The organism is Aquimarina acroporae (assembly GCF_023195925.1).
Classification (GTDB): domain Bacteria; phylum Bacteroidota; class Bacteroidia; order Flavobacteriales; family Flavobacteriaceae; genus Aquimarina; species Aquimarina acroporae.
Genome location: NZ_JALPRE010000001.1, coordinates 639366 through 659776 on the forward strand (window position 1 = coordinate 639366; position 20411 = coordinate 659776).

Annotated in this window: 17 protein-coding genes; 1 reads left to right on the top strand and 16 read right to left on the bottom strand. The window is 33.2% G+C overall.

Translation table 11 applies throughout. The features are described 5' to 3' along the window. The 12 genes from M0D21_RS03205 to M0D21_RS03260 all read right to left on the bottom strand — a co-directional run bounded on the left by M0D21_RS03205 (window position 1) and on the right by M0D21_RS03260 (window position 13227). Entirely contained in the window at window positions 1-1164 is a 1164-nt protein-coding gene (locus M0D21_RS03205; protein ID WP_248326856.1) for a GNAT family N-acetyltransferase, read from the bottom strand. Between the two features lie 57 nt (window positions 1165-1221). Beyond that, window positions 1222-2310 (bottom strand): GNAT family N-acetyltransferase, encoded by a 1089-nt coding sequence (locus tag M0D21_RS03210; protein ID WP_248326858.1) that lies wholly within the window; start codon window positions 2308-2310, stop codon window positions 1222-1224. A 46-nt stretch (window positions 2311-2356) separates the two neighbouring features. After that, on the bottom strand, window positions 2357-4591 hold the full coding sequence (locus M0D21_RS03215) for a NeuD/PglB/VioB family sugar acetyltransferase (protein WP_248326860.1): 2235 nt from the start codon (window positions 4589-4591) through the stop codon (window positions 2357-2359). Window positions 4592-4636: 45 nt separating this feature from the next. Beyond that, window positions 4637-5242, bottom strand: coding sequence for a sugar transferase (locus M0D21_RS03220; RefSeq protein WP_248326862.1), 606 nt, complete (start codon window positions 5240-5242; stop codon window positions 4637-4639). Between the two features lie 52 nt (window positions 5243-5294). Then, window positions 5295-5999 carry an acetyltransferase gene (locus tag M0D21_RS03225; protein WP_248326864.1) on the bottom strand — a complete coding sequence of 235 codons (705 nt, stop codon included), beginning with the start codon at window positions 5997-5999 and terminating at the stop codon, window positions 5295-5297. 165 nt (window positions 6000-6164) lie between these two features. Further along, complete coding sequence (locus M0D21_RS03230; protein WP_248326866.1) at window positions 6165-6404, bottom strand: acyl carrier protein; 240 nt, start codon at window positions 6402-6404, stop codon at window positions 6165-6167. Window positions 6405-6413: 9 nt separating this feature from the next. Beyond that, window positions 6414-7910, bottom strand: a complete 1497-nt coding sequence (locus M0D21_RS03235; RefSeq protein WP_248326868.1) for an AMP-binding protein — start codon at window positions 7908-7910, stop codon at window positions 6414-6416. 25 nt (window positions 7911-7935) lie between these two features. Next, on the bottom strand, window positions 7936-9030 hold the full coding sequence (locus tag M0D21_RS03240) for a hypothetical protein (protein WP_248326869.1): 1095 nt from the start codon (window positions 9028-9030) through the stop codon (window positions 7936-7938). Window positions 9031-9050: 20 nt separating this feature from the next. Beyond that, window positions 9051-9656: a sugar transferase gene (locus tag M0D21_RS03245; protein ID WP_248326871.1), complete on the bottom strand. Its 606-nt coding sequence runs from the start codon at window positions 9654-9656 to the stop codon at window positions 9051-9053. An 18-nt stretch (window positions 9657-9674) separates the two neighbouring features. Continuing rightward, entirely contained in the window at window positions 9675-10979 is a 1305-nt protein-coding gene (locus tag M0D21_RS03250; protein WP_248326873.1) for a phenylacetate--CoA ligase family protein, read from the bottom strand. Window positions 10980-10986: 7 nt separating this feature from the next. Next, window positions 10987-12045 carry a sugar-transfer associated ATP-grasp domain-containing protein gene (locus M0D21_RS03255; protein WP_248326875.1) on the bottom strand — a complete coding sequence of 353 codons (1059 nt, stop codon included), beginning with the start codon at window positions 12043-12045 and terminating at the stop codon, window positions 10987-10989. A 27-nt stretch (window positions 12046-12072) separates the two neighbouring features. Then, window positions 12073-13227, bottom strand: coding sequence for a glycosyltransferase family 4 protein (locus M0D21_RS03260; RefSeq protein ID WP_248326877.1), 1155 nt, complete (start codon window positions 13225-13227; stop codon window positions 12073-12075). A 381-nt stretch (window positions 13228-13608) separates the two neighbouring features. On the opposite strand from M0D21_RS03260, the gene M0D21_RS03265 reads away from it, so the two are divergent. Further along, window positions 13609-15618, top strand: coding sequence for a right-handed parallel beta-helix repeat-containing protein (locus M0D21_RS03265; RefSeq protein WP_248326879.1), 2010 nt, complete (start codon window positions 13609-13611; stop codon window positions 15616-15618). An 80-nt stretch (window positions 15619-15698) separates the two neighbouring features. Here M0D21_RS03265 and M0D21_RS03270 read toward each other — a convergent pair whose 3' ends face one another. The 4 genes from M0D21_RS03270 to M0D21_RS03285 are packed head-to-tail and all read right to left on the bottom strand — an operon-like array spanning window position 15699 to window position 20385. Then, entirely contained in the window at window positions 15699-16664 is a 966-nt protein-coding gene (locus M0D21_RS03270) for a hypothetical protein (protein WP_248326881.1), read from the bottom strand. Window positions 16665-16666: 2 nt separating this feature from the next. Then, a complete protein-coding gene (locus tag M0D21_RS03275) occupies window positions 16667-18076 on the bottom strand; it encodes an MBOAT family O-acyltransferase (RefSeq protein ID WP_248326883.1) in 1410 nt (469 codons plus the stop codon). Window positions 18077-18102: 26 nt separating this feature from the next. After that, window positions 18103-19035 carry an SGNH/GDSL hydrolase family protein gene (locus M0D21_RS03280; RefSeq protein WP_248326884.1) on the bottom strand — a complete coding sequence of 311 codons (933 nt, stop codon included), beginning with the start codon at window positions 19033-19035 and terminating at the stop codon, window positions 18103-18105. 6 nt (window positions 19036-19041) lie between these two features. Continuing rightward, window positions 19042-20385 carry an MBOAT family O-acyltransferase gene (locus tag M0D21_RS03285; RefSeq protein WP_248326885.1) on the bottom strand — a complete coding sequence of 448 codons (1344 nt, stop codon included), beginning with the start codon at window positions 20383-20385 and terminating at the stop codon, window positions 19042-19044. Window positions 20386-20411: the final 26 nt, after the last annotated feature.

Genomic DNA, 20411 nt, shown 5'->3' on the forward strand with positions numbered 1-20411 from the left:
TTAAGCTTCTTGAACTATTTTCTGCGTTTTGGAGGTTCCTATAATTACATAGGAATTAGCCTCTTGTGCCAACTCACAAACTTTAACATTAGCCACGTTTTCAATACTTGAATATAAAAAGTCGAAAACATACTTTCTCAAAAATTTAAAATCTTCACTGTTATAATCTACCTCAGACAGATTATTATATTCAGCTTTCGTTTCTTCTATACTTAATGCCTTATATTGTGAAACCTGATCTATATTAATTTTCTTTCTTTTAGCTTTATATTCTTTGTATTTAACATATGCTAGTTTAAAAACCAATTCTTTAGCACTAACCTTTAAGTATTCCAAATTTCCTTTTAACCAACCTACCATAGAACTTTTAGGGTAAATGATTTGGTGTTCGAAATTATAGATATGATTACACCATTCTCTTTTATAACTCAAATCTCCCATTCCCATTTCATAAGATTGGTGCTGATTAGCAATACACCAATCGAGTTTTTTATAGATTTCTACACTTCCTAAGCTAAACTTCCCAAAATCGATATCATATGAAGAAATAGCACTAAAAAGTCTCCCTTGAAAATGATGGTTAAGTGATATTACAATTGGAGTATTTTCATGATAAACTACAAAAAGAGAAGCCCTTTTTTCATTGATCAATGAAAAATACATTTTCTTATAGCGATCCCATTGTGTAAGGGTTTGACTAACATCATTACGTTGTTCAAATCGTTTTACCAGCATCTTCTCCAAACGATTCATTAAATCGTCATACACTTCTTTTTCTAAATTACCATAAAATGTTTTATATGAAATATCGAAACAAGACTCTAATCTTTTTATTCTTCTTCTAATACCTTTGGCATTACTTCTAAAGCGAGACTTTATATACTCATCGGCAGAGTTAAATCCCTTCAACAGAATAGCATACCCTCTAAAAAATTGATCAACTTTTTTGACATTTAGCTTATTTGCATCTAGAATAGGCCTTAAATAATCTGGAATAAAAAATACTGAATAAACGGTATTCGGATTTGATGTGAGATTAGAATCATAATCAGGATTATCTATAACAGCTCCCTCTTCTTCAAATGAATCAATCTTTGAAAACAATTTTGGAATATTATTTTTTTCAAAAACTTCAAAAAAATAATCAATATTTTCTTTTCTCACACTTTTAAGGTTTAATGATTTCTATATTATGAGCTACTTAAATTATTAAGGACGATTTTATTTTGACGATCTATAAAAAGGGAAAAAATATCCGGCAAGATTCTCTTTATCGATAGTAGCATAATCTTCATTAGAAGACAAAGACAATTGATCATATATCTCCTGATTAACTATTTTTCTTCCGGTATAAAAAATAACATCATCATCTTTTGGGAATAATGCTTTTTTACTTTTATAAAGTCCATCACCATCTTTCATACCCCCTCCCAAAACATAATGCTTCCTTTTGGTTTTAATTGCCCATTCTATAACCTTAACCCTTAAAAAATCATTTGGCCGATAACTAAAATACTCTGCCTCGGTACCTCCAAGGAACGCAAATACAGTATCTTTATAGTTAATTATAAGCTCTACAGAAACTGGAGTATCTTGGTAGTATGCAATTGCGATAGAGAAATTATCTGGATTTGATAAAATGAGATTTTCAAAGTATTCGCTAGAAAAAAAGTAAATACTATCAGCATTATTTCTACTCATGGTACTCACATAAATATCATTAAATATTTTGACAACCTCTTTGGTAACTTCGCGATTCTGAAAAATTTTAAATTCCAGATCATAGTTTACCGCTTTTCTGAAATTATTTCTCACTTTGGAGACAAAGGCTGTCCACTGATCTTCAAAATTATCAAAAAGCTTTCCTTTTACATTTGATAGTGTTGTAATTAGATTCCCAGAATACCCAATATGATTATCGTTTAAGCTGAAACGAATAAACTCTGCTACAACGTTATTTTCTGAATACCAATTGTCTACCAATTCCCAAAACGCTCTTAAATCTTCTTCTGAAATATCCTCTTCAAATAAGGGGCCGTTATACCCATATGGGCTAATTACATCGAAGTAAGGCTGTATTACTCCATCTATAAATATTTTTCTAAACACCACTGGCATAAGCACAGCAGGTTTCTCTTCTTTCTCTAGCAAAAAACACTTAAGCTGATCAGGAGCATTAGCAAAATGGCGCAAATGCTCTACAGAATAATACACGTTATTACCCCACTCTTTTTGCAAGAGTTCTTTATATTTCAGGGCTTCTGAGTCGTCATCAAGGTCTTGTATAAGTAGTCTGTAGTTTTGTTTCAATTTTTTACAAGGTTTATTAGTGTTAGAAATCAAAAGTTCTTGTTGTTTATGGGGATGTTTTTCTTAACTCGCTATCTTCATAGAAATATTCTTTCATCTTTTGTGATAACATTTGCGACAACCAAATAATTCTTCCGCAATGCTCTACATGCCATACAGCTTTACCATCAAAAATATTCCCTGCCAGTAATGGCCCTACAATATGAAGGTTCTCTGTGGCTTCTAAATCTTCATTTACTTTAAAACCTATTTTAGAATCGTTAGGTTTACAATATTCTTTATCAATCATATTTTTCAATAACTCGGGTATATCGTCATTGGTAAGTTTTGTACTTCCTATACAATTGATCACAACGTGAATGGGCTCATCATAAGTTTTATCTTGTTTTGAAGCTGTATCGAGGTATACCAATCGGTATTCTCCATTCTCATCTAATTTAAGATCACTAAATCTTCCGGCAATGTGATCAAAACGATGCTCTTCTTTTAAAACATCTATATTTTTTGAATAATGAAATCCTGCACATCGTTGTCGTCGCCCTATTTCGTTACCATATTCACAAGCAAACTTCTTTAGCTCTCCTTCATCCAATTTACCTAGTAGCGAACCAAATGCTCTGGAAATAGTTTCTACGGTAGAAGCAGCACCCAGGCTAATTTCATCAGCATAATCGAGATCTTTAAAGGTAGCATCTGCTATCATTTTGGCGGTAATTTTATTTTCATCACCCAATGCCTGTAAATTAAAGGGGGTATACTCTTTTTTACGTTCTTTATCGATAACTGCATCTGGTAATAGACCTTGTGTAGAAAGAAATACAAACTTATTAACATGTGATTTTAAGTCTGCTATATCATTTAGCTTATAAAGCATTTCTAACCCACTAGCATTGGCACCAACAATAAGTACATTTACTTTACGCTCAGGTTTATTTGCAACAAAGCTTCCTATATTTTGTAATACCTTCTGGAGATTAGGTTCATAAGGATTATTAATAAACAGTAAATTAGGCTTTTCGATTAGACTCCCTTGTTTCCATAAATGTTTAACTGGAAGAGAACCTACCGACAACACCACTTTTTCAGAAGAAATACTTTGGTTGTTATCTAGCATTAGCTCATAACCATCCTGTTTTTTATTAAGATCCACAACATTAGAAGTAATATAATCTACATCTATAAGCCCATTTATCTTAAACTCTTCTAATCGGGTTTTCACCTTTTCATCTATATACCATCCAAAAAAGCGACGTGGGATAAATAAATTCTCCCAATCGTTATTATTTATCTTCTCTGCATGTGTAGTAACCCAATCTTTGGCTAAAGCTCCGCCATCTTTTTTCAATTCATCTAATAGCCAATTTTTGTTGTTATTCAACCAAGGAAGGAATTTACTTAATTCTGGCTCCGGCAGGAAATTTTTGAGCGATGTAATTAAATGAACTGAAGAACCAGACCTTGATCCATAAGGAATTCCCGTATGAAATTCTGGATACTTATCTATGATACTAATTTTTATTTTTCTCTTTGAATTAACACCTTCAATTTGATCTAAAAAATGAAGTATAGAAAAGGAAGAAGAAATACCTGAACCCACAAAAGTTAAATTTGAAAAATTTGAGGTATTGTACCCCTTAACATCTGGAGTTCTTCTTTTAATTATTTTTCCTGGATTACCCACAACTGTGCAATAGTCAGGCACATCCTTTAACACAACAGTTCCCGCACCAATAGTACACCATTTCCCTATTTTCACTTTCGGAATGACCACTGCTCCTACTCCTACATGAGATCCTTCGCCCACCTCAACATGACCACATAAAGCGGCTTTTGGAGAAACATGAGCATAGTCTCCAATAACATTATCGTGATCGATACTTGCTGCGGTATTAATAATCGCATGTTTTCCTATTACGGTATTAGGTTGTATAATAGCTCCTGCAAATACTACGGTTCCTTCTCCAATTTTTGCACTAGGTGCTATAATGGCAGAATGATGAATGGCTTTTTCGAAATCTGATTTTAAAAATCCTGCAATTTCAGCTCTTTCTGCATTTATGCCCACAGCTATTATTACTGGATGTCCTTCATGAGGGAATTCACTTAGATTTTCCCTAGCTCCAGCAGTAACATTTTTTGAAGCATAGTGTCTACCAGAAGGTTTATCATCAAAAGTTTCGGTGACCTCATATCCGTTATTCTCAAGAACCTCCCGTATGACCTGAGAATGTCCTCCGGCCCCGTATATTCTAATTTTTTTGTTCTTTTCAGCTTCTTTCATTTTCCTTGACTGACGTATTTAAGTTGATTGTTGGTTTTATTGTGGTTAATCATTTCCCTTCCAGGCGGGCATAGTCATATTTTGATCTATGTTCACACCTTCTTTAATGAGGACTTTTTTGAAGGTAAGGAGTAATATTTTTATATCTAAAATGAAACTTAAGTTTTCTACATACCAAACATCGTATTCAAATTTTTGGTTCCAGCTAATCGCATTCCTTCCCTTCACCTGGGCCCACCCTGTTATACCAGGTCTTACATCATGTCGCTTCCGTTGGGTCTCGTTGTACAAGGGTAAATACTCTATCAATAAAGGCCTTGGCCCAATTAAACTCATGTCTCCCTTAAGTACATTAATTAACTGTAAAAGTTCATCCAAAGAGTATTTCCTAATAAAAGATCCTGCCTTAGTAATTCTGGAGACATTATGAATATTCCCTTCATCTTCAGGCTTAAGATCGGACATCGTCTTAAACTTTATAATTTTAAACAACTTCCCATTTTTTCCTGGTCTCGATTGTAAAAAAAAGGGCTTACCCTTATTTACAAAAACTAGTACAACTATCAATACCAAGATGATTGGTGATAACAATGTCACTCCTATTAATGACAATATAAAATCTAAAAAACGTTTTATGTATGGATGATACATTTATTCAATATTACAGATTAAAATTATATTCAAACAATTATCTTGTATAACGTTATTTATCTGTTTTATTTTTTCCTTTACTCGATTTCCATGTACCTGACAAATACTGCTCCCCTTTCTCAATATCTCTCTTCTCTTTGGCAGGAAGGCCATAGGCCAATTTATAATCCCCAATATCATTAACCACTATAGAGCCTGCACCTACAATACTATACTTACCAATATTAATAGCTTGAATAATATTTGCTCCCAAGCATATTGCAGTACAATAATCTATAAATACATTTCCTCCTATGGTTACCCCCGGAGCCAAACTAGCAAAATCTTCTATAACACTATCATGTCCAAAACTAGCTCCAGTATTTAATATACAATGTGACCCCACCTTTGCATCTGCATTGATCGTAACCGAAGCCATAATAATAGTACCTTTCCCTATTTGTACACTTGGACTTATGATCGCCGAGGGATGAATAACAGTTACAAATTCAAAATCTGGTGTCAAACTGTGAATTTTATTCATCATCTGCAATCTGGTCCAATTATCCCCGATAGCAATAATGCCTTTACTTATTCCCTGATCAATTAAATCCTGAATATTTTCTTCTGTTCCTAAAATCTCATATCCTAATACATTCATCCCTTTAGGTTTGAATGAATCTATCAATCCATAGATTTCATAGTCTCCACCTAATTCGATGGTCTCAATAATTACCTTAGCATGCCCAGATGCACCTATAATCAGGATTTTATCCATTTTTGTGTTTTTGCAAATCAACAGTGTACTACAGTTTTTATGTGCCTTGGTACACCGCAATAGGTTATAAATTTGATGATTTGGTGTGTAATGATTATTTACAATGCCAAAATTACAAAAACCGTTGATTTGATTAACAAAATCACCTGGGATATATTTTATATATTACAATTCAGATTCAATAGTTTTTAATAGATCTCCTACGTTATTCATATTCATAAGATCCATAAGTTTAAATTTGATATTAAACTTTTTCTCTACCTCCGAAATGATCATCATATGAGTTACAGACTCCCATCCATCAACATCATTTGCTGTTGTTTCATCACTAAGTTCAAAATTAGAATGTTCCAGAACCGATACAAAAGCTTCTGTTACCTTAGATAAAATCTCTTCTCTATTCATTGGTTTTATTTAATTTATGTCAAAATGTGTTCTTAATTCTTTTCTATTTATTTTCCCGTTGATACTATGTGGAAATTCTGGTATAAATCGTACATGAGCTGGAATCATATAATCTGGCATTTTTGTTTTCATATACTCCAGGACTTCATCAATTTCAAATTCTTCAGATTCTATAGCCAGACCTAACTCAGCATTTCCTAGTTTGTTGTAGACATCTATTGCTACCATATTCACTTTTTTATCTGATTTGGCCTTGGCATGAAATTCTATTTCAGCCAATTCTACCCGATACCCTCTTATTTTTACTTGAAAATCGGCCCTACCTACATACAAAAAGTCTCCATCCTGATCTTTAAAACAAAGATCTCCAGTTTTATAGTATCGTATCTCTTCACCGTTTTCTTTTCTAGTGAAAAAACTCTTTGCATTTTTTTCATCATTCTTCCAGTACCCTGGAGTAATTTGTGGCCCTCCCAAACATAATTCTCCTGTTACTTCCAGCTGCACTTCTTCATTATTCTCATCTACCACCAAATAACGGGTATCTTTTTGCGGAGTTCCTATAGCGATAATACCATTATGGTTTTTGGTCGCCGTCTCTTTATGGTATGGATAAAAACCGCTATATACAGTAAATTCTGTAGGACCATAATAGTTAAATATCTTACAGTTAGGCAAACAATCGCTCCATTCTTTTGCGATATCATGATGAAGGGCTCCTCCTCCAAAACTACAATACCTTACATCTGGCGCATTAATTTCTGAAAAATAAGGTCGCAAATAATTAATAATAGAAGGTACCATGGTAAGCACCGTTAACCTTTGCTCTTTTATAAGTTTGAAAATGTAAAAATATTTAATTGCACCTTTTGGTATAGTGTACATACAAGCACCTGCCAACAATGGAAAAAGGTAGGTAACTACAGAAAAATCGAAAGTTAGTTCGAACATTTGCAGACATCGATCTGACGATTCTAAGTTAAATGTAGGTTCGGCATCTATTGCATTTACTAAACCTTGCACATTATTAAATGTAATAGGAACTCCTTTTGGAAGACCTGTAGTACCAGATGTAAACAAGATATAAGCCAATTGATCGCCTGATGTTTCCTTTGGAACAAGGTTAATATCTGTATTCTTCAAAGTTCTTGTCGCAATTACCTGGTAATCTTGATATATTGAAGATTCTGATGAATCTATCACATATTTTGTCTCTGTAAGTTCAAAAACCTTGGTATTTCTTTCTATTGGTGAAGAAGGATTTACTGGCACATAAGCCTTACCTTCAAGCCATAGCGCTATAATACTTGCATAGGTCTGTAAATCATCGTTTGTAACTAAACCTATAAGTTTTTCAGACTCTTCTATAGAGCTTGTAATAGCAAATCTAATTTTCGATATCTCAGTAGCAAAATCCTGATACGTATAAAAAACTCCATTTATACATAATACATTTTCATTAAAATGCTTCTCGATTGATTCTTGTAGTTGTGTTACAAATTTCATATTTTTTGGTTAATACGTAATTGGTTTAGTAAAAATGCCCATCTCTATTTAACATCTCAAAATCTGCTCCTTCGAGATTGGTTTGGTTATGTGCGAGGCCTTTCTTGGTTACTTTATGCGTAAAAATACTTTTATATCTTCTATTTATGGCATCAGATAGTTTAGTGTCATCTGTGAAAATAAATGTTCGTTTATGAATTATAAAATTCTCCATCAAAGCATCTACGCATATATCATAATTTGCATCATCTCCAACTAAAAAGTATTTTACGTTAAGCTCATTAAAATTAATGACATAGGAAATAAAACCAATAAGTTCATCAGATTTTAAGATTTTAAGATTATGAATATGTATATTATTACTTATTCCCGTTTGCAGTGATTTATACGGATATTTAGACGAAACAGGAGTTTGCGTATACTGAACATTACTAAGCTGCCAATTGATATACTCTTTACTCTTATAGATAAGGTCCTCTTTACAAAGAGGTTTTATAAAATCCCAAGTAGCATCGTCGATTTGTGTTACAAAATCATAAAAAAGTGCTTTGGTTCTCTTCTTGCATTTGGCATTTATCAACTTGAGTAACGAGTAACTTAAACTATCAATAGGTTTTAATAAAAACTTAACTGACTTTAAAAACCTAAATCTTCCTATTAACATTGAAGCGTCTAAACTAAAAAACAACGTATGTCGTAACCTCGAGGCTATAACCCGAAACGGTTGTTTTTCGTAAAAAGTAGTCACATTTTCTGCATACGATTTTATCAGAATTTGTTTCCCTGTTAAGTTTACTGCTTCATTATAAATATAGGTTCCCAATACTGTATCTTTATACTTAGGATGAACCCACCACGAGATCATCCAATATACCTTCCTTGGGTCTTCACCTTTCACATTAAGTAGATCAGGAAACATAAAAATGAATGAAACCATTTCACCATCTTCCTGAGCTATAACTCCACAATAATCATCATCTGCAATTCTTGTATTTGCCAATAACCACAGTGCCTTACTTTTAGGCAAAGGAGCTAACTTACCTTTCCAATATGTATTTTTATTAACCCCCTCACTTAACATTTTCTTTGTTAAGCCTATTACTTCAAGATTTGCGCTCATTTATTTTATCTAAAATAAAACTAATTAGTACCGTTAAAATACTCTGATGTTTGTTCTGCTGAAAGGTTTACATCTTTTTTCTGAATGACCTTCATAAATGTTAATCCGAGAATTTTTGCGTCTAGCAAAAAATTACAATTTTCAACATACCAAACATCGTATTCAAATTTTTTTGTCCAGGAAATAGAATTTCTTCCATTTACCTGAGCCCAACCGGTAATACCCGGTCTTACGTCATGACGTTTTTTTTGAATGTCGTTATAGATGGGGAGATATTCTATAATCAACGGGCGTGGTCCTATTAAAGACATATCACCTATCAAGACGTTTATCAACTGGGGGATTTCATCTAGTGACGTCTTGCGTACAAATGTACCTATTTTTGTTATTCTATCCTTATCTGGAAGCAAGTTTCCTTCGGCATCTTTTTTATCATTCATTGTTTTGAATTTTACAATGCTGAAAATTTTTTCATTTTTCCCTGGCCTCCTTTGAATGAAAAAGGGTTTTCCTCCATTAGCAATAGCCAAAAAAAGTATTAAAACTATAAAAAACGGAGATACACATATTAGAATGAATAAAGCGATACAAAAATCAAAAACTCTTTTAAAAAAACTTCTATACACTGTTTCTAAAATTATCTATTAAGAATTAATCATTTCGTTTACCATTACTCTTCTCTTACCCGATGCAAGTAAAGGAATTTCATTAACATATTCTATCGTGATTTTGGCATCTTCGCCCAAATACACTTTAAATGCGTTAAGAAACTCTTTTTCTTTTAAAAATTCTTGATCGCAGTTTAGTTTAAGATGGTAAACTCCTTTTGCCTTTTGAATTAACTGCGATTGTTTCAACTCATGATATTTATTTACGATCAACACAAGGTTAATAGGAACAATTTCTCCTTTGGTGTTATATATCACATCAATTTTCCTTCCTTCTACCCTACTAAGCACTGACCTCGAGTTTATGGTAGTTTTAATCCCAATATCTCCGGTGTCGTATCGAATCATGGGAGTTGCATAATTGAACAAATCTGTGACGACTATCCGTCCCGATTCACCATCCTTAACCGCTTTATCTGAATTTATATCAAGAATTTCTACGATATAACTTGCTTCGTTAATCAAAAAATATGCGTTATCTCCCAAGGGTTGTTGAGCGATAATTCCATTCTCGACATTAGAATATCTTGACACCACATCTACATCAAAATATTTTCTTACAGCTTGTTTTGTATAGGGATTCAATCGTTCAGAAATTGCTATTGCAGAGTGTAGTTTCCCTAAAATTTTATCTACATTGTTCTGGTCTAAATATTTGCAAATTTCTTCATATGCCGAAGCATACCCTAACCAACTATTGGTAGCCTTGCTTTGCTTTAATATTTCAATTTCTTTTGTTATTGCCCCATCTTTACCTAAATCAAAAACATCTATTGGCCGAATATTTTGCAATAGGCGTTCTAAGACTCCTTTTTTCTCAAAAGCATTCCATAATCTAAAATAAGTGAGTCTATACCCTACTTTGAATCCTGCCAATTCAGAAAAGAAAATATTATCTGCGGTATTTCTTAATTTCTTTCTGTTATCCTGTAATATTTTAAAGGGTGTTCCTGTCGATCCACTTGTACTAACACTTGTTGTAGGCTTATCTATATATTCAGAAGATAGAAAATCATCAAATTGATCTCGAATGCAATTTTTATTAACCACAGGAAAATCTTGTAAAACCGATGTTTTATTTATTTCGTTGTAGAAGGGTACGGTCGAGATGGCATGATTTAAAATATTTTGAAGATCATGCTCCCTTTTAGCCTTATTTTCTGGAGCGTTAGGGTTTTCAAAGTGAATCCTAATAGCATCGTAATGCGTTCTTTTGTTGCCTCCTTTCAAACTATCTAAAAACCAAAATATTTTATTTCTTAAACCTTCTAGTGGTGTCATAATATTTTTAAATGGTTTTGGCTTCTTCTAAAATCTCTTGAAATAAAGGATGACCCAAATATCCTCCATAAGCTATATCTGGAGTAATAAATGAATTATTATCATTTCCTTCTATTATAATTGGTCCATTTTCACCAATCGCAATATCCCAACCTATAATACGATCGGGAATATAACTCACAGCTTTCTTTATTAAAGCACAGGACTCTTCAAAATAGGGGATTTTATATCCGTCGAAAACAATATTTGTATCTGGATGTACTTGTAAACGTTCTCCTCCATATTTCATAAGTTGGTGACTGTACCCTTTAAGTGTTCCTTCTTCCAAATTAATAGAAAGATAGAAACCACCAGCACTACCATTATCTACCACATTACCGCCACGACCAAATCTCATAAAAGCAGAAAGAATGTGAATTTGGTTATTTTTATCTATATACGTATCAAACCTGATGGTATTCACGCTATGTTCATATATCTTATTGATAAGTTCATGTTGTTGCACTACCTCTTGACAAATAAAATCGGCAGATAATATATGCTTGCCATACTTCTCTACATCATTTGCAAGACTAGAAAGACATATTAAGTAACAGCCTTCTCCTCCCATTTCTTTAATGGCTTTTACAAAAATCTTATCCTGTCCAGTGGTATTAAAAAGATTTTTGAAGTATTTGGCAAGATCATTTTTGTCAGCCACATGAATTACATTTTCATCTAAAAAAAATCTACTCCCAAAATTGTATCCTAAAAGTTTAGGAACTGGCAGTTGATTTCGCTCCATATACAGTGCGAACGCCAATTTATTGCGTAGCAACGATGCGTATTGATAATGATGCAAATTCTTAGAAAGTGTAATACTATCTACTTCTTTACTACTAAGGTAATCTTTATAGTTTATTACATCTTTTCGGTATAAAAACTTCCCAAAATAGAAATATGGCAACTCACCCTTTACAAACCAAAAAATGACCACCTCCCAAATGATTTGGAAAATGCCTTTCCTGTTCTCATCTTTCCAAAAAACCGAAATCCTCTTTTTTAATTGTTTTAATTTTCTTTTCATCTCCAGAAAACCTTTTTAAAACCGAGTTCAATTATCCAACAATGATTGATATTCTTGTAGTAATTCTTTCCAGACATATTCACGTTCATATCGTGAGGTAATAGAAATTCTAGCTTTAGAAGCAATAGTCATTCGTAGTGAATTATCTTCGATCATAGTGTTCATACGCTCATACAGCGCGTTTGAATCTTTAACTGGAATAATAAGACCGTTATCACCTTCACTTACAATTTCATTACATCCATTAATATCAGTTACTATACAAGCCAATCCCATAGAAGCGGCTTGCATTACTACATTTGGGAACCCTTCTCTATAACTAGGAAAAGTCAAAACATCGGAAATTGCAAAATAAGGTCTAACATCATCTTGCCATCCTACACATATAATATTGTTATTTTCTTCTATTTCCTTTTCAGATTCTTCCGATAATGGGTCAAGCTCTTTCTCGTAAGTTCCTACTAGAAGTAATTTAATATTCGTATGATCAACATTTAATTTTTTGAATGCCGAAATTAACTCATTAATGCCTTTATCGGTCACAAATCGACCTACATACACAAAAACCAAATCAGAACTTTGGATTCCTAATTCATTGCGTAAAGACTCTTTATCTTCATTGCTATACAATCCAGGGTCGAAGTGAGAAGTGTCTATCCCATTAGAACTTCCCTTAGCTATTACCTGCAACTTCTTGGGTTTGGTATATTTATTATCAATAATAATAGAATTTAGGCCTAACGAATTTGGATAAATCTTAGTTGCACAAGCATAGGTAATCTTTTCTACAGTATCTAACAATACTCTTTTGGCACCTGTGGCTTCAAGTAATGGTAAACCGGCAATAGTATGTAAACGATGAGGAACCCCAGCTAACCAAGCAGCAAGCATAGATGACGTTCCTGCTTTTGGAGTGTGACTATGAACGATATCAGGTTTTTCTCTTTTAAAAATTTTATATAGTTGATACACCGATTTCAAATCTTGTACAGGAGTAATCTTTCTTGTCATTTCGACAGGAATAACTCTCACTCCTTCATCTTTAGCCACTGTATCTAACGCATCTCCCCCTTTGCTAGAAATTCCAACTATTTCATAATAGTCAGACATAAACTTTAATTGCCCTTTCAATAATTTCCCCAATGAAATAGGCACCGTTGTCACACGGATGATTTTGGCCATATAGTTAATGTATTGGTCTGGTTGTTGTTCTATTGTTATTTCGAATGCAAATATAGATATAACATCCTCTTTTTAAGGTTTAATCGGGGCTTTTCTAATGCAGAAAAATCGAAATTATAAATTTTTACTTTTTTTTGAATAAAATTTGAAAGGTTTACTATTTTGCATACGTCTAAAAGGGAGTATTTTTTTACGGTTACGCCGTACTTGCATATGTTTCTGAGGATTAAACCGTTTTTTTAAGAAAAATTTAACATTTTTTATCGATATATGACACAATACTACCGATGAAATTGCGTTAATTTGCCTAAAACCCGATTAAATGCCTATGGTGAAATAACTACTTTAAACTAAATATTTAAATACCAAAATTATTGCATTATGAAGAGGATTAAGCCCCCCTATTTTCTCATTATTTTGTTGACAATATTTTTTGTTTCCTGTAGTAACGAGACATTTGAAGAGATTACCGGCGAAGAAATTGAAAACCCGGATCCAGACACAGATCCCGATCCTGACCCAGATCCAGATCCAGATCCAGACGTTGACGAAGAAATATCTACCACTCCATGTGACTTCGATTTAAGTACATTAGAAGCCAACAGTACGACGACTATTAATTGTTTATTAGATTTAAACGGAGCTACTGTTAACCTTCCGGCAAACGCAAACTTTGATTTTGACGGAGGATTAATCGTAAATGGAACTTTGAATTTTACTGGCGGTTATATCGACGGTAAACTTTTAAATTCTGATCTTAATCTAAGTGGAGATGTAAGACTTAAAGAAACTACCTTTGGTTTCATCCCATCGCGATGGAAAAATATCGTGCAAGGTCAAACTACTTCTGCTGTTGCCTTAAAAAACAATACTGAATTCGAAAAATTAATGTTCAGAGTTAAGGAACTTGGAGCAGATACTTTTGTAGTAGGTAAATTTGATGCTTATTTTAATGTAACCACAGTTACCAGTACAACTACGAATCAAAATTTTTATCCTTCTGTAGAATCTATTAATGTACCAGGAGATTTCCATTTAAAAATGTCTGATGATACTGTTTTAAGAGTATTTCCTACCGATTGGGCAAAAGGAGGTGTATTATTAGCACTTAGAGAAGTTTCTAACTCTACTGTTAGTGGTGGTACTCTTTTAGGAGATCGTGACACTCATTTATACAGTAATGGTTTTGATACAACAGAAGAAGGCCAGTTATTATTGATGATTCATGCAGCGGACAATATTGTAATAGATGGTGTTACCATTAAAGATGGATCATTTGGTGGATTAAACATTAACTCTTTAAGATTTACTTTCCAACCAGACTATATTCCTTCTAGAGACATTGTTGTAAAAAACTGTACTTTCGATAATAACAGAAGAATGAGTACATCGATCACCGATGGATACAATATTCTTATAGAAAACAATACTTATCTAAATGCTGGGCAACCTTCTTCATATATTAATGGTGGTGTCGTAGGATTTGCGATCAATATTGAAGCGGTTAGAAAACGTGATGAAGTAACTAATGAGTTTATCTTTTATGAGATCGCTCGTGATATTACCATAAGAAATAACACAGAACGTGGTAGTAGAGTTGGAGGATTTACCATCTCTATTGGTGAAAATGTTACCATTGAAGGAAATGATATGGAGAGTAAGATTGTGTATTCTGCTACTTCAGGATCTAAGATACGTAACAATACATTTAGAGCTTCCGAAAGAACCTCGGGTACTCCAGCTATTTTTGCAGCAGGAATTGGTGAAACCGTATTTGATAATGAGATCTCAGGGAACAATATATCTGGATATGGTATTGCAATTGCTGCCGACTTTGGTAATGTAAAAATCTTTGATAATCAGATTATCGATAATAAAAGTGGTATACAACTTAAGAAAATAACAGAACCTACTCAGGTTTACAATAATACTATTAGAACATCACAAGCTTCTAGTAGAGGAATTAGTCTTCAACTTACTGAAGCTAACAACTTAAGTATTACCAATAATGATATAGACGTAGTAACAAATCATTTATATTGTGTTGAGCTAAATCAAGGTTCGGGGCAAGCAAGTAATCAGGTTACTATTGAAAATAATAACTTCTTATCATCTGCATCATTGGTATTCTCTAAGACTAGTGGGGTGACATTCAGAGATAATATTTCTGAAGGTAAAGCCCAAGTGATTAATGCTTCTGGAGTGGACCTTATTAACAATAGAATTAGTTCTACTGATGGTCATGGAGTTTCGATAACAGGTGTAAATACCGATATTTCGCTATCACAAAACACAATCGATTTCCCTGAAAACACAAGATTTGAGTGTATTAGCATCGCTAATACAACAAACCAAAACGAAGTAAACTTACAGAATAACACCTGTATGTAACGCTAAAGCGATAACAATAATAAAAAAACCATCTCATAGCTTATGAGATGGTTTTTTTATTTGTTATTGTGTGTTATAATCTATTTCTTAAAAATTGGAAGCAGTAATTCTGCTAAAACTTCATTTCCTTTTTCGCTGAGATGACCATTAGAAACAAAATAATTACTAAGACCTGCCGGGTACTGCACCACATTAAAGTTTATGCCCTCTGAATTACTCTTATACTCTGCAATATCATTAATGTGTAGTTTTCCCAAATCATTAATTACCACAATTTCTACGGTTTGCTTAAGTTCTAGTTCCTCTAGTTTTGACAAAAGCCAATCTAGCTTTTGTTTATCATAGTCAAAATCTTCTTTTTTCCCTTTTGCTGTACCATAATATTTAAAGGTATTATAGATCTTAAATAGTAATAAGCTCTTACTAAACCTTTTTACCTTACTTGGTAAGGACATTGAGTTTCCGAAGCTAGCGTATTTTGCTTTATAAAAAACAATGTCGTCACCTTCTCGGTATGGAAAACTTCTGGACGGGTCTGTTTTCGGATTTCTCTTCCCGATATTAACAACTTCTCCAGGAGTCATTATAAATACAATTTTATCAAATTTCAACTTTTCGGTCTTCAATAGATGCTCCAATAAAACTACTCCCTGAATTGGGGTCCAAACCCCACCGGATCCTGCGTTGTTTATCGGTACTCCTAATTTTTCTTCTAATACTTCAGAAAAGCGAGATTCATTTTTCATCCCGTATCCTTCAACAAAAGAGTTTCCTAGTACCAACATACCTTCTTTATTAAATTCATCATCTCGAAATCCGTATGAATTAATTTCATTTACCACTCCTCCCCAGGGATAACTCATCATTTGCTTTGTGTTTTTTTGTCTTGTTACACCCCACAAAGAATCCATATCATAATAAAGCGGAGGATCATTAAAGCCTGTTAGTGGTAAAAATGTATCCATTCCATTAAAAAATAGTCCTATAACTAAATGTAGCACCTCCAGTAATACCACAAAAACAATTATTTTTTTAATATACTTCATAATTAAAACTGAAAATAGATAAACTCTGCTTGTACTTCCCTATTTAATGATCCTATGATAGCAACGACCATCAAAATCCAAATAGCAATATGAATTTTCTTCTTTTTATACCTCATAAAATCTAGCGCGATTAAAGTAAATATTAGTAGTATATCAAAATACATGATAAAGCTAGATGCATCAATCTTAAATGAGTTAATCCCTTTTAGGTAACCTACTGCATCTGTTATAGAATCTGCTCTAAAAAACACCCAAGCAACGGTAACCACGAAAAAAGTAAATATGACTTGGCCAAAATCTTTTATATATGCCACTATACCTTTATATGCTTCATTATCCTCTAAATGTCTTCTATTGGTACCTAGCACAAATGAGGGTATAAATAATAAAGCATGTATCCCTCCCCAAACAATAAAGGTCCAATTGGCTCCATGCCAAAATCCACTCACCAAAAATATCGCAAATACATTTCTAATTCCTTTTAGTTTTCCAACTTTTGACCCTCCTAATGGTATATATAGGTAATCTCTAAACCATGTAGAAAGCGAGATGTGCCATTTTCTCCAAAACTCACCAATACTCCTTGAGAAATACGGAAAATTGAAATTAGTCATAAGATCAAAACCAAATAGCTTTGCCGTACCAATTGCTATATCAGAGTATCCACTAAAATCTCCATAAATCTGAAAAGCAAAAAATACTGCTCCCATAATAAGAGTACCTCCTGAATAATCGGTATAATTTGTAAAGATATCGTTTACAATAGGTGCAAACGAATCGGCAATGACCACTTTTTTGAACATTCCCCAAACAATAAGCTCAATTCCCTTGAGCGCTTGTTCTTTATTAAATGTTCTTTTCTGTAATATCTGTGGCAGTAAATTGGCAGCTCTTTCGATAGGACCTGCTACCAGCTGTGGGAAAAATGATACGAATGCCGCAAAAGCGACAAAATCTTTAGTAGGTTTAAGTTTATCTCTATAGATATCTATAGAATAAGACATGGTTTGAAACGTATAGAAAGAAATACCAACAGGTAAAATTACTTGCAAGGTCCAGGTGTTCTCTATTTCATAACCTATACTCCCCATCAAATCAACCCAAGAATCGACGAAAAAATTATAATACTTAAAAAAGCCTAATAACCCTAGATTAAATAGCATACTAACAAGCAGCCAACCTTTACGAACTTTTCTTTCACCAGACCGATGAATAGAAAGCCCTATAAAATAATCTACTATGGTACTTAATGCTATGAGGGATAAAAATCGATAATCCCACCAACCATAGAACACATAACTAGCTACTAATACCAGAAAATTTTGAAGCTTTAGATTTCTATTTACTACAAACCAATACAGCAAAAAGACTAAAGGTAAAAACAGAAAAAATTCTAATGAGTTAAAAAGCATATCGTATATCTAATCGATTTTTAATTTCACTTCTTTACAAGTGTTTTGTTTAAGATTTCAGAAAAAAGCTGAGCTCCTTCATCAGACAGGTGTACATCATCTTTCCAATACTCTATCTTGTTATTTTCCTTAAATACGTCAGAAAAGTCATAATACTCAAACTGCATTTCTTCAAAAACTTGTTTCATTTTTTGGTTATCCTTCTTGCATACGTCATCATAAAACGGCGCCGTAATAAGTACTAATTTTTTATTGTTTTTGGTACAAAACGCTTTAATCTCATCTAAATAAGATTTGTACAGATCACTCAACACATATTCTTCTTTACATTCTACTCGCTTTGGGTTTTTCAAAAAATTCCTGAAAATCTCACGTTGTGTTTCGTTAACATAAATGGGGTCATATCCATAATAGGTGGTATGATCATACTTAGGCACAAAGTAATTTTTAAATAAGCCTAATACCTTTCCGTTATACCCCTTACTCCAATAGAAATTTTGAATGGGGTCAAAACTAAATACTCTATCAATTTCTCTTTTGATTACTTTACTTCTATGATATCGTATTCGCAACGGACTTATGTCAATACCTGAATACTTTGGATCAAAAACATTTTTAGAGTCTACATTAACTATAACCAGTTGTTCCTTATTTTCTGGAAGCAGTTTGATTAGTGTAGCACAAAAGGCTATAGAGCGCGCATCTGCGCCCATATTAAATCCAGACCCAGATAACTTTTGCGGATTGATATGATGATTTGTTCTCGAATTTCCAAAAGTCACTATATCTACCGAATCTTTTACGGTAATAAAATGATTTAATTTTCCCACTGCCTGTCCCGATAAGATTTTATCGCTCAACATGTTTAAAGAAAAATAGATGACCTTATCTACCACATAGGTTACCACCAAAATGTATAGGATAAGTTTTAATGTAGATTTTAAATTAATTTTATCCATGTTTTCTTAGAATTGAAAATAAATAAAGTTATTCGATGTTGAATAAAATAGATTTAACAGCATTATTATGGCTGTAGCAAACGTTACTAGTTTAACGGTACTTAACTGCCCTCCAAGATCCTCTAGGTGTACTTTTTTAAGACGTATATAAAAATCGAAACCTATACCAAGTAATAGCATTAATACAGAAATTGCCACATTATTAAAATCTCCAATGAAAGGCATCAAAAAGTCGAAACTTAAAATTTTCTTTATGATTGTCGCCGAAGTACCCAAATCGGGAGCTCTAAAAAACACCCACGATAGCAAAACAACAATGAAGGTGTAGATGTATCCTAAAAACCCAAAATCTTTGTTTTTCTTAAATGAAAAAATAAACTTCTCACAACTGAGTGCCAATCCGTGTATACCTCCCCAAATCACAAAATTCCAGGAACTCCCATGCCACAAACCACCTAGCAACATGGTGAGCATCAAATTTCTATAGGTAATTTTAATTCCTTTTCTATTACCTCCCAGAGAAATGTATAGGTAATCTCTCAACCAAAAAGACAACGACATATGCCATTTCCTCCAAAACTCTGTAATACTCTTTGAGAAGTAGGGTAAATTGAAATTCTGATGAAACTTGAACCCTAATAATTTTGCGGTTCCTATGGCGATATCAGAATACCCAGAAAAATCGTAGTAAATCTGAAACGCATAGAAAAACGTTGCCAAAACAAGTGTGCTTGAATTATGAATCTCTGGATTAAAATAAACGGCATCAACATAGGTTCCCAGATTATCGGCTATTACAATTTTTCTAAATAGTCCAACAAGAATTTGAAATACCCCTTCATTGAACCATTGCTTCTTGAATGTTCTCTTACGCTCTATTTGCGGCAATAGATTTGACGCTCTCTCTATGGGCCCCGCTACCAATTGAGGGAAGAAGCTTATGTAAGTTAAAAAGGAGATAACATCTTTTGTTGGTTTAAATTGCCCTCTATAAATATCAATAGTATAGCTAAGTGTTTGAAATGTGTAAAAACTTATCCCTACAGGTAAAATGATATTTAATGTCAAATCATTGACCTGCCAACCAACTGTACCCATAAGATCGGCAAATGAATTTGCAAAGAAATTATAATATTTGAAGATGGCTAGTAATCCGAGATTTGAGCAAAGACTTATAATAAGCCATCTTTTCTTTCCTGTTTGTGTATTAGATGCTTCTATTTTTAACCCTGAGACATAATCTACAAAGGAGCTAAATAGAATTAAAGATAAAAATCTCCAATCCCACCACGCATAAAAAATGTAGCTCGATATAAGTAATACTATATTTTGCTGTTTATGATTCTTCAATATCCAATACAATATAAATACTGTAG

Coding starts and splice junctions, on each gene's coding strand:
- M0D21_RS03215 (WP_248326860.1), bottom strand. CDS start 4,591: ATGAAAGAAGCTGAAAAGAACAAAAAAATTAGAATATACGGGGCCGGA.
- M0D21_RS03220 (WP_248326862.1), bottom strand. CDS start 5,242: ATGTATCATCCATACATAAAACGTTTTTTAGATTTTATATTGTCATTA.
- M0D21_RS03225 (WP_248326864.1), bottom strand. CDS start 5,999: ATGGATAAAATCCTGATTATAGGTGCATCTGGGCATGCTAAGGTAATT.
- M0D21_RS03230 (WP_248326866.1), bottom strand. CDS start 6,404: ATGAATAGAGAAGAGATTTTATCTAAGGTAACAGAAGCTTTTGTATCG.
- M0D21_RS03235 (WP_248326868.1), bottom strand. CDS start 7,910: ATGAAATTTGTAACACAACTACAAGAATCAATCGAGAAGCATTTTAAT.
- M0D21_RS03240 (WP_248326869.1), bottom strand. CDS start 9,030: ATGAGCGCAAATCTTGAAGTAATAGGCTTAACAAAGAAAATGTTAAGT.
- M0D21_RS03250 (WP_248326873.1), bottom strand. CDS start 10,979: ATGACACCACTAGAAGGTTTAAGAAATAAAATATTTTGGTTTTTAGAT.
- M0D21_RS03255 (WP_248326875.1), bottom strand. CDS start 12,045: ATGAAAAGAAAATTAAAACAATTAAAAAAGAGGATTTCGGTTTTTTGG.
- M0D21_RS03260 (WP_248326877.1), bottom strand. CDS start 13,227: ATGGCCAAAATCATCCGTGTGACAACGGTGCCTATTTCATTGGGGAAA.
- M0D21_RS03265 (WP_248326879.1), top strand. CDS start 13,609: ATGAAGAGGATTAAGCCCCCCTATTTTCTCATTATTTTGTTGACAATA.
- M0D21_RS03270 (WP_248326881.1), bottom strand. CDS start 16,664: ATGAAGTATATTAAAAAAATAATTGTTTTTGTGGTATTACTGGAGGTG.
- M0D21_RS03275 (WP_248326883.1), bottom strand. CDS start 18,076: ATGCTTTTTAACTCATTAGAATTTTTTCTGTTTTTACCTTTAGTCTTT.
- M0D21_RS03280 (WP_248326884.1), bottom strand. CDS start 19,035: ATGGATAAAATTAATTTAAAATCTACATTAAAACTTATCCTATACATT.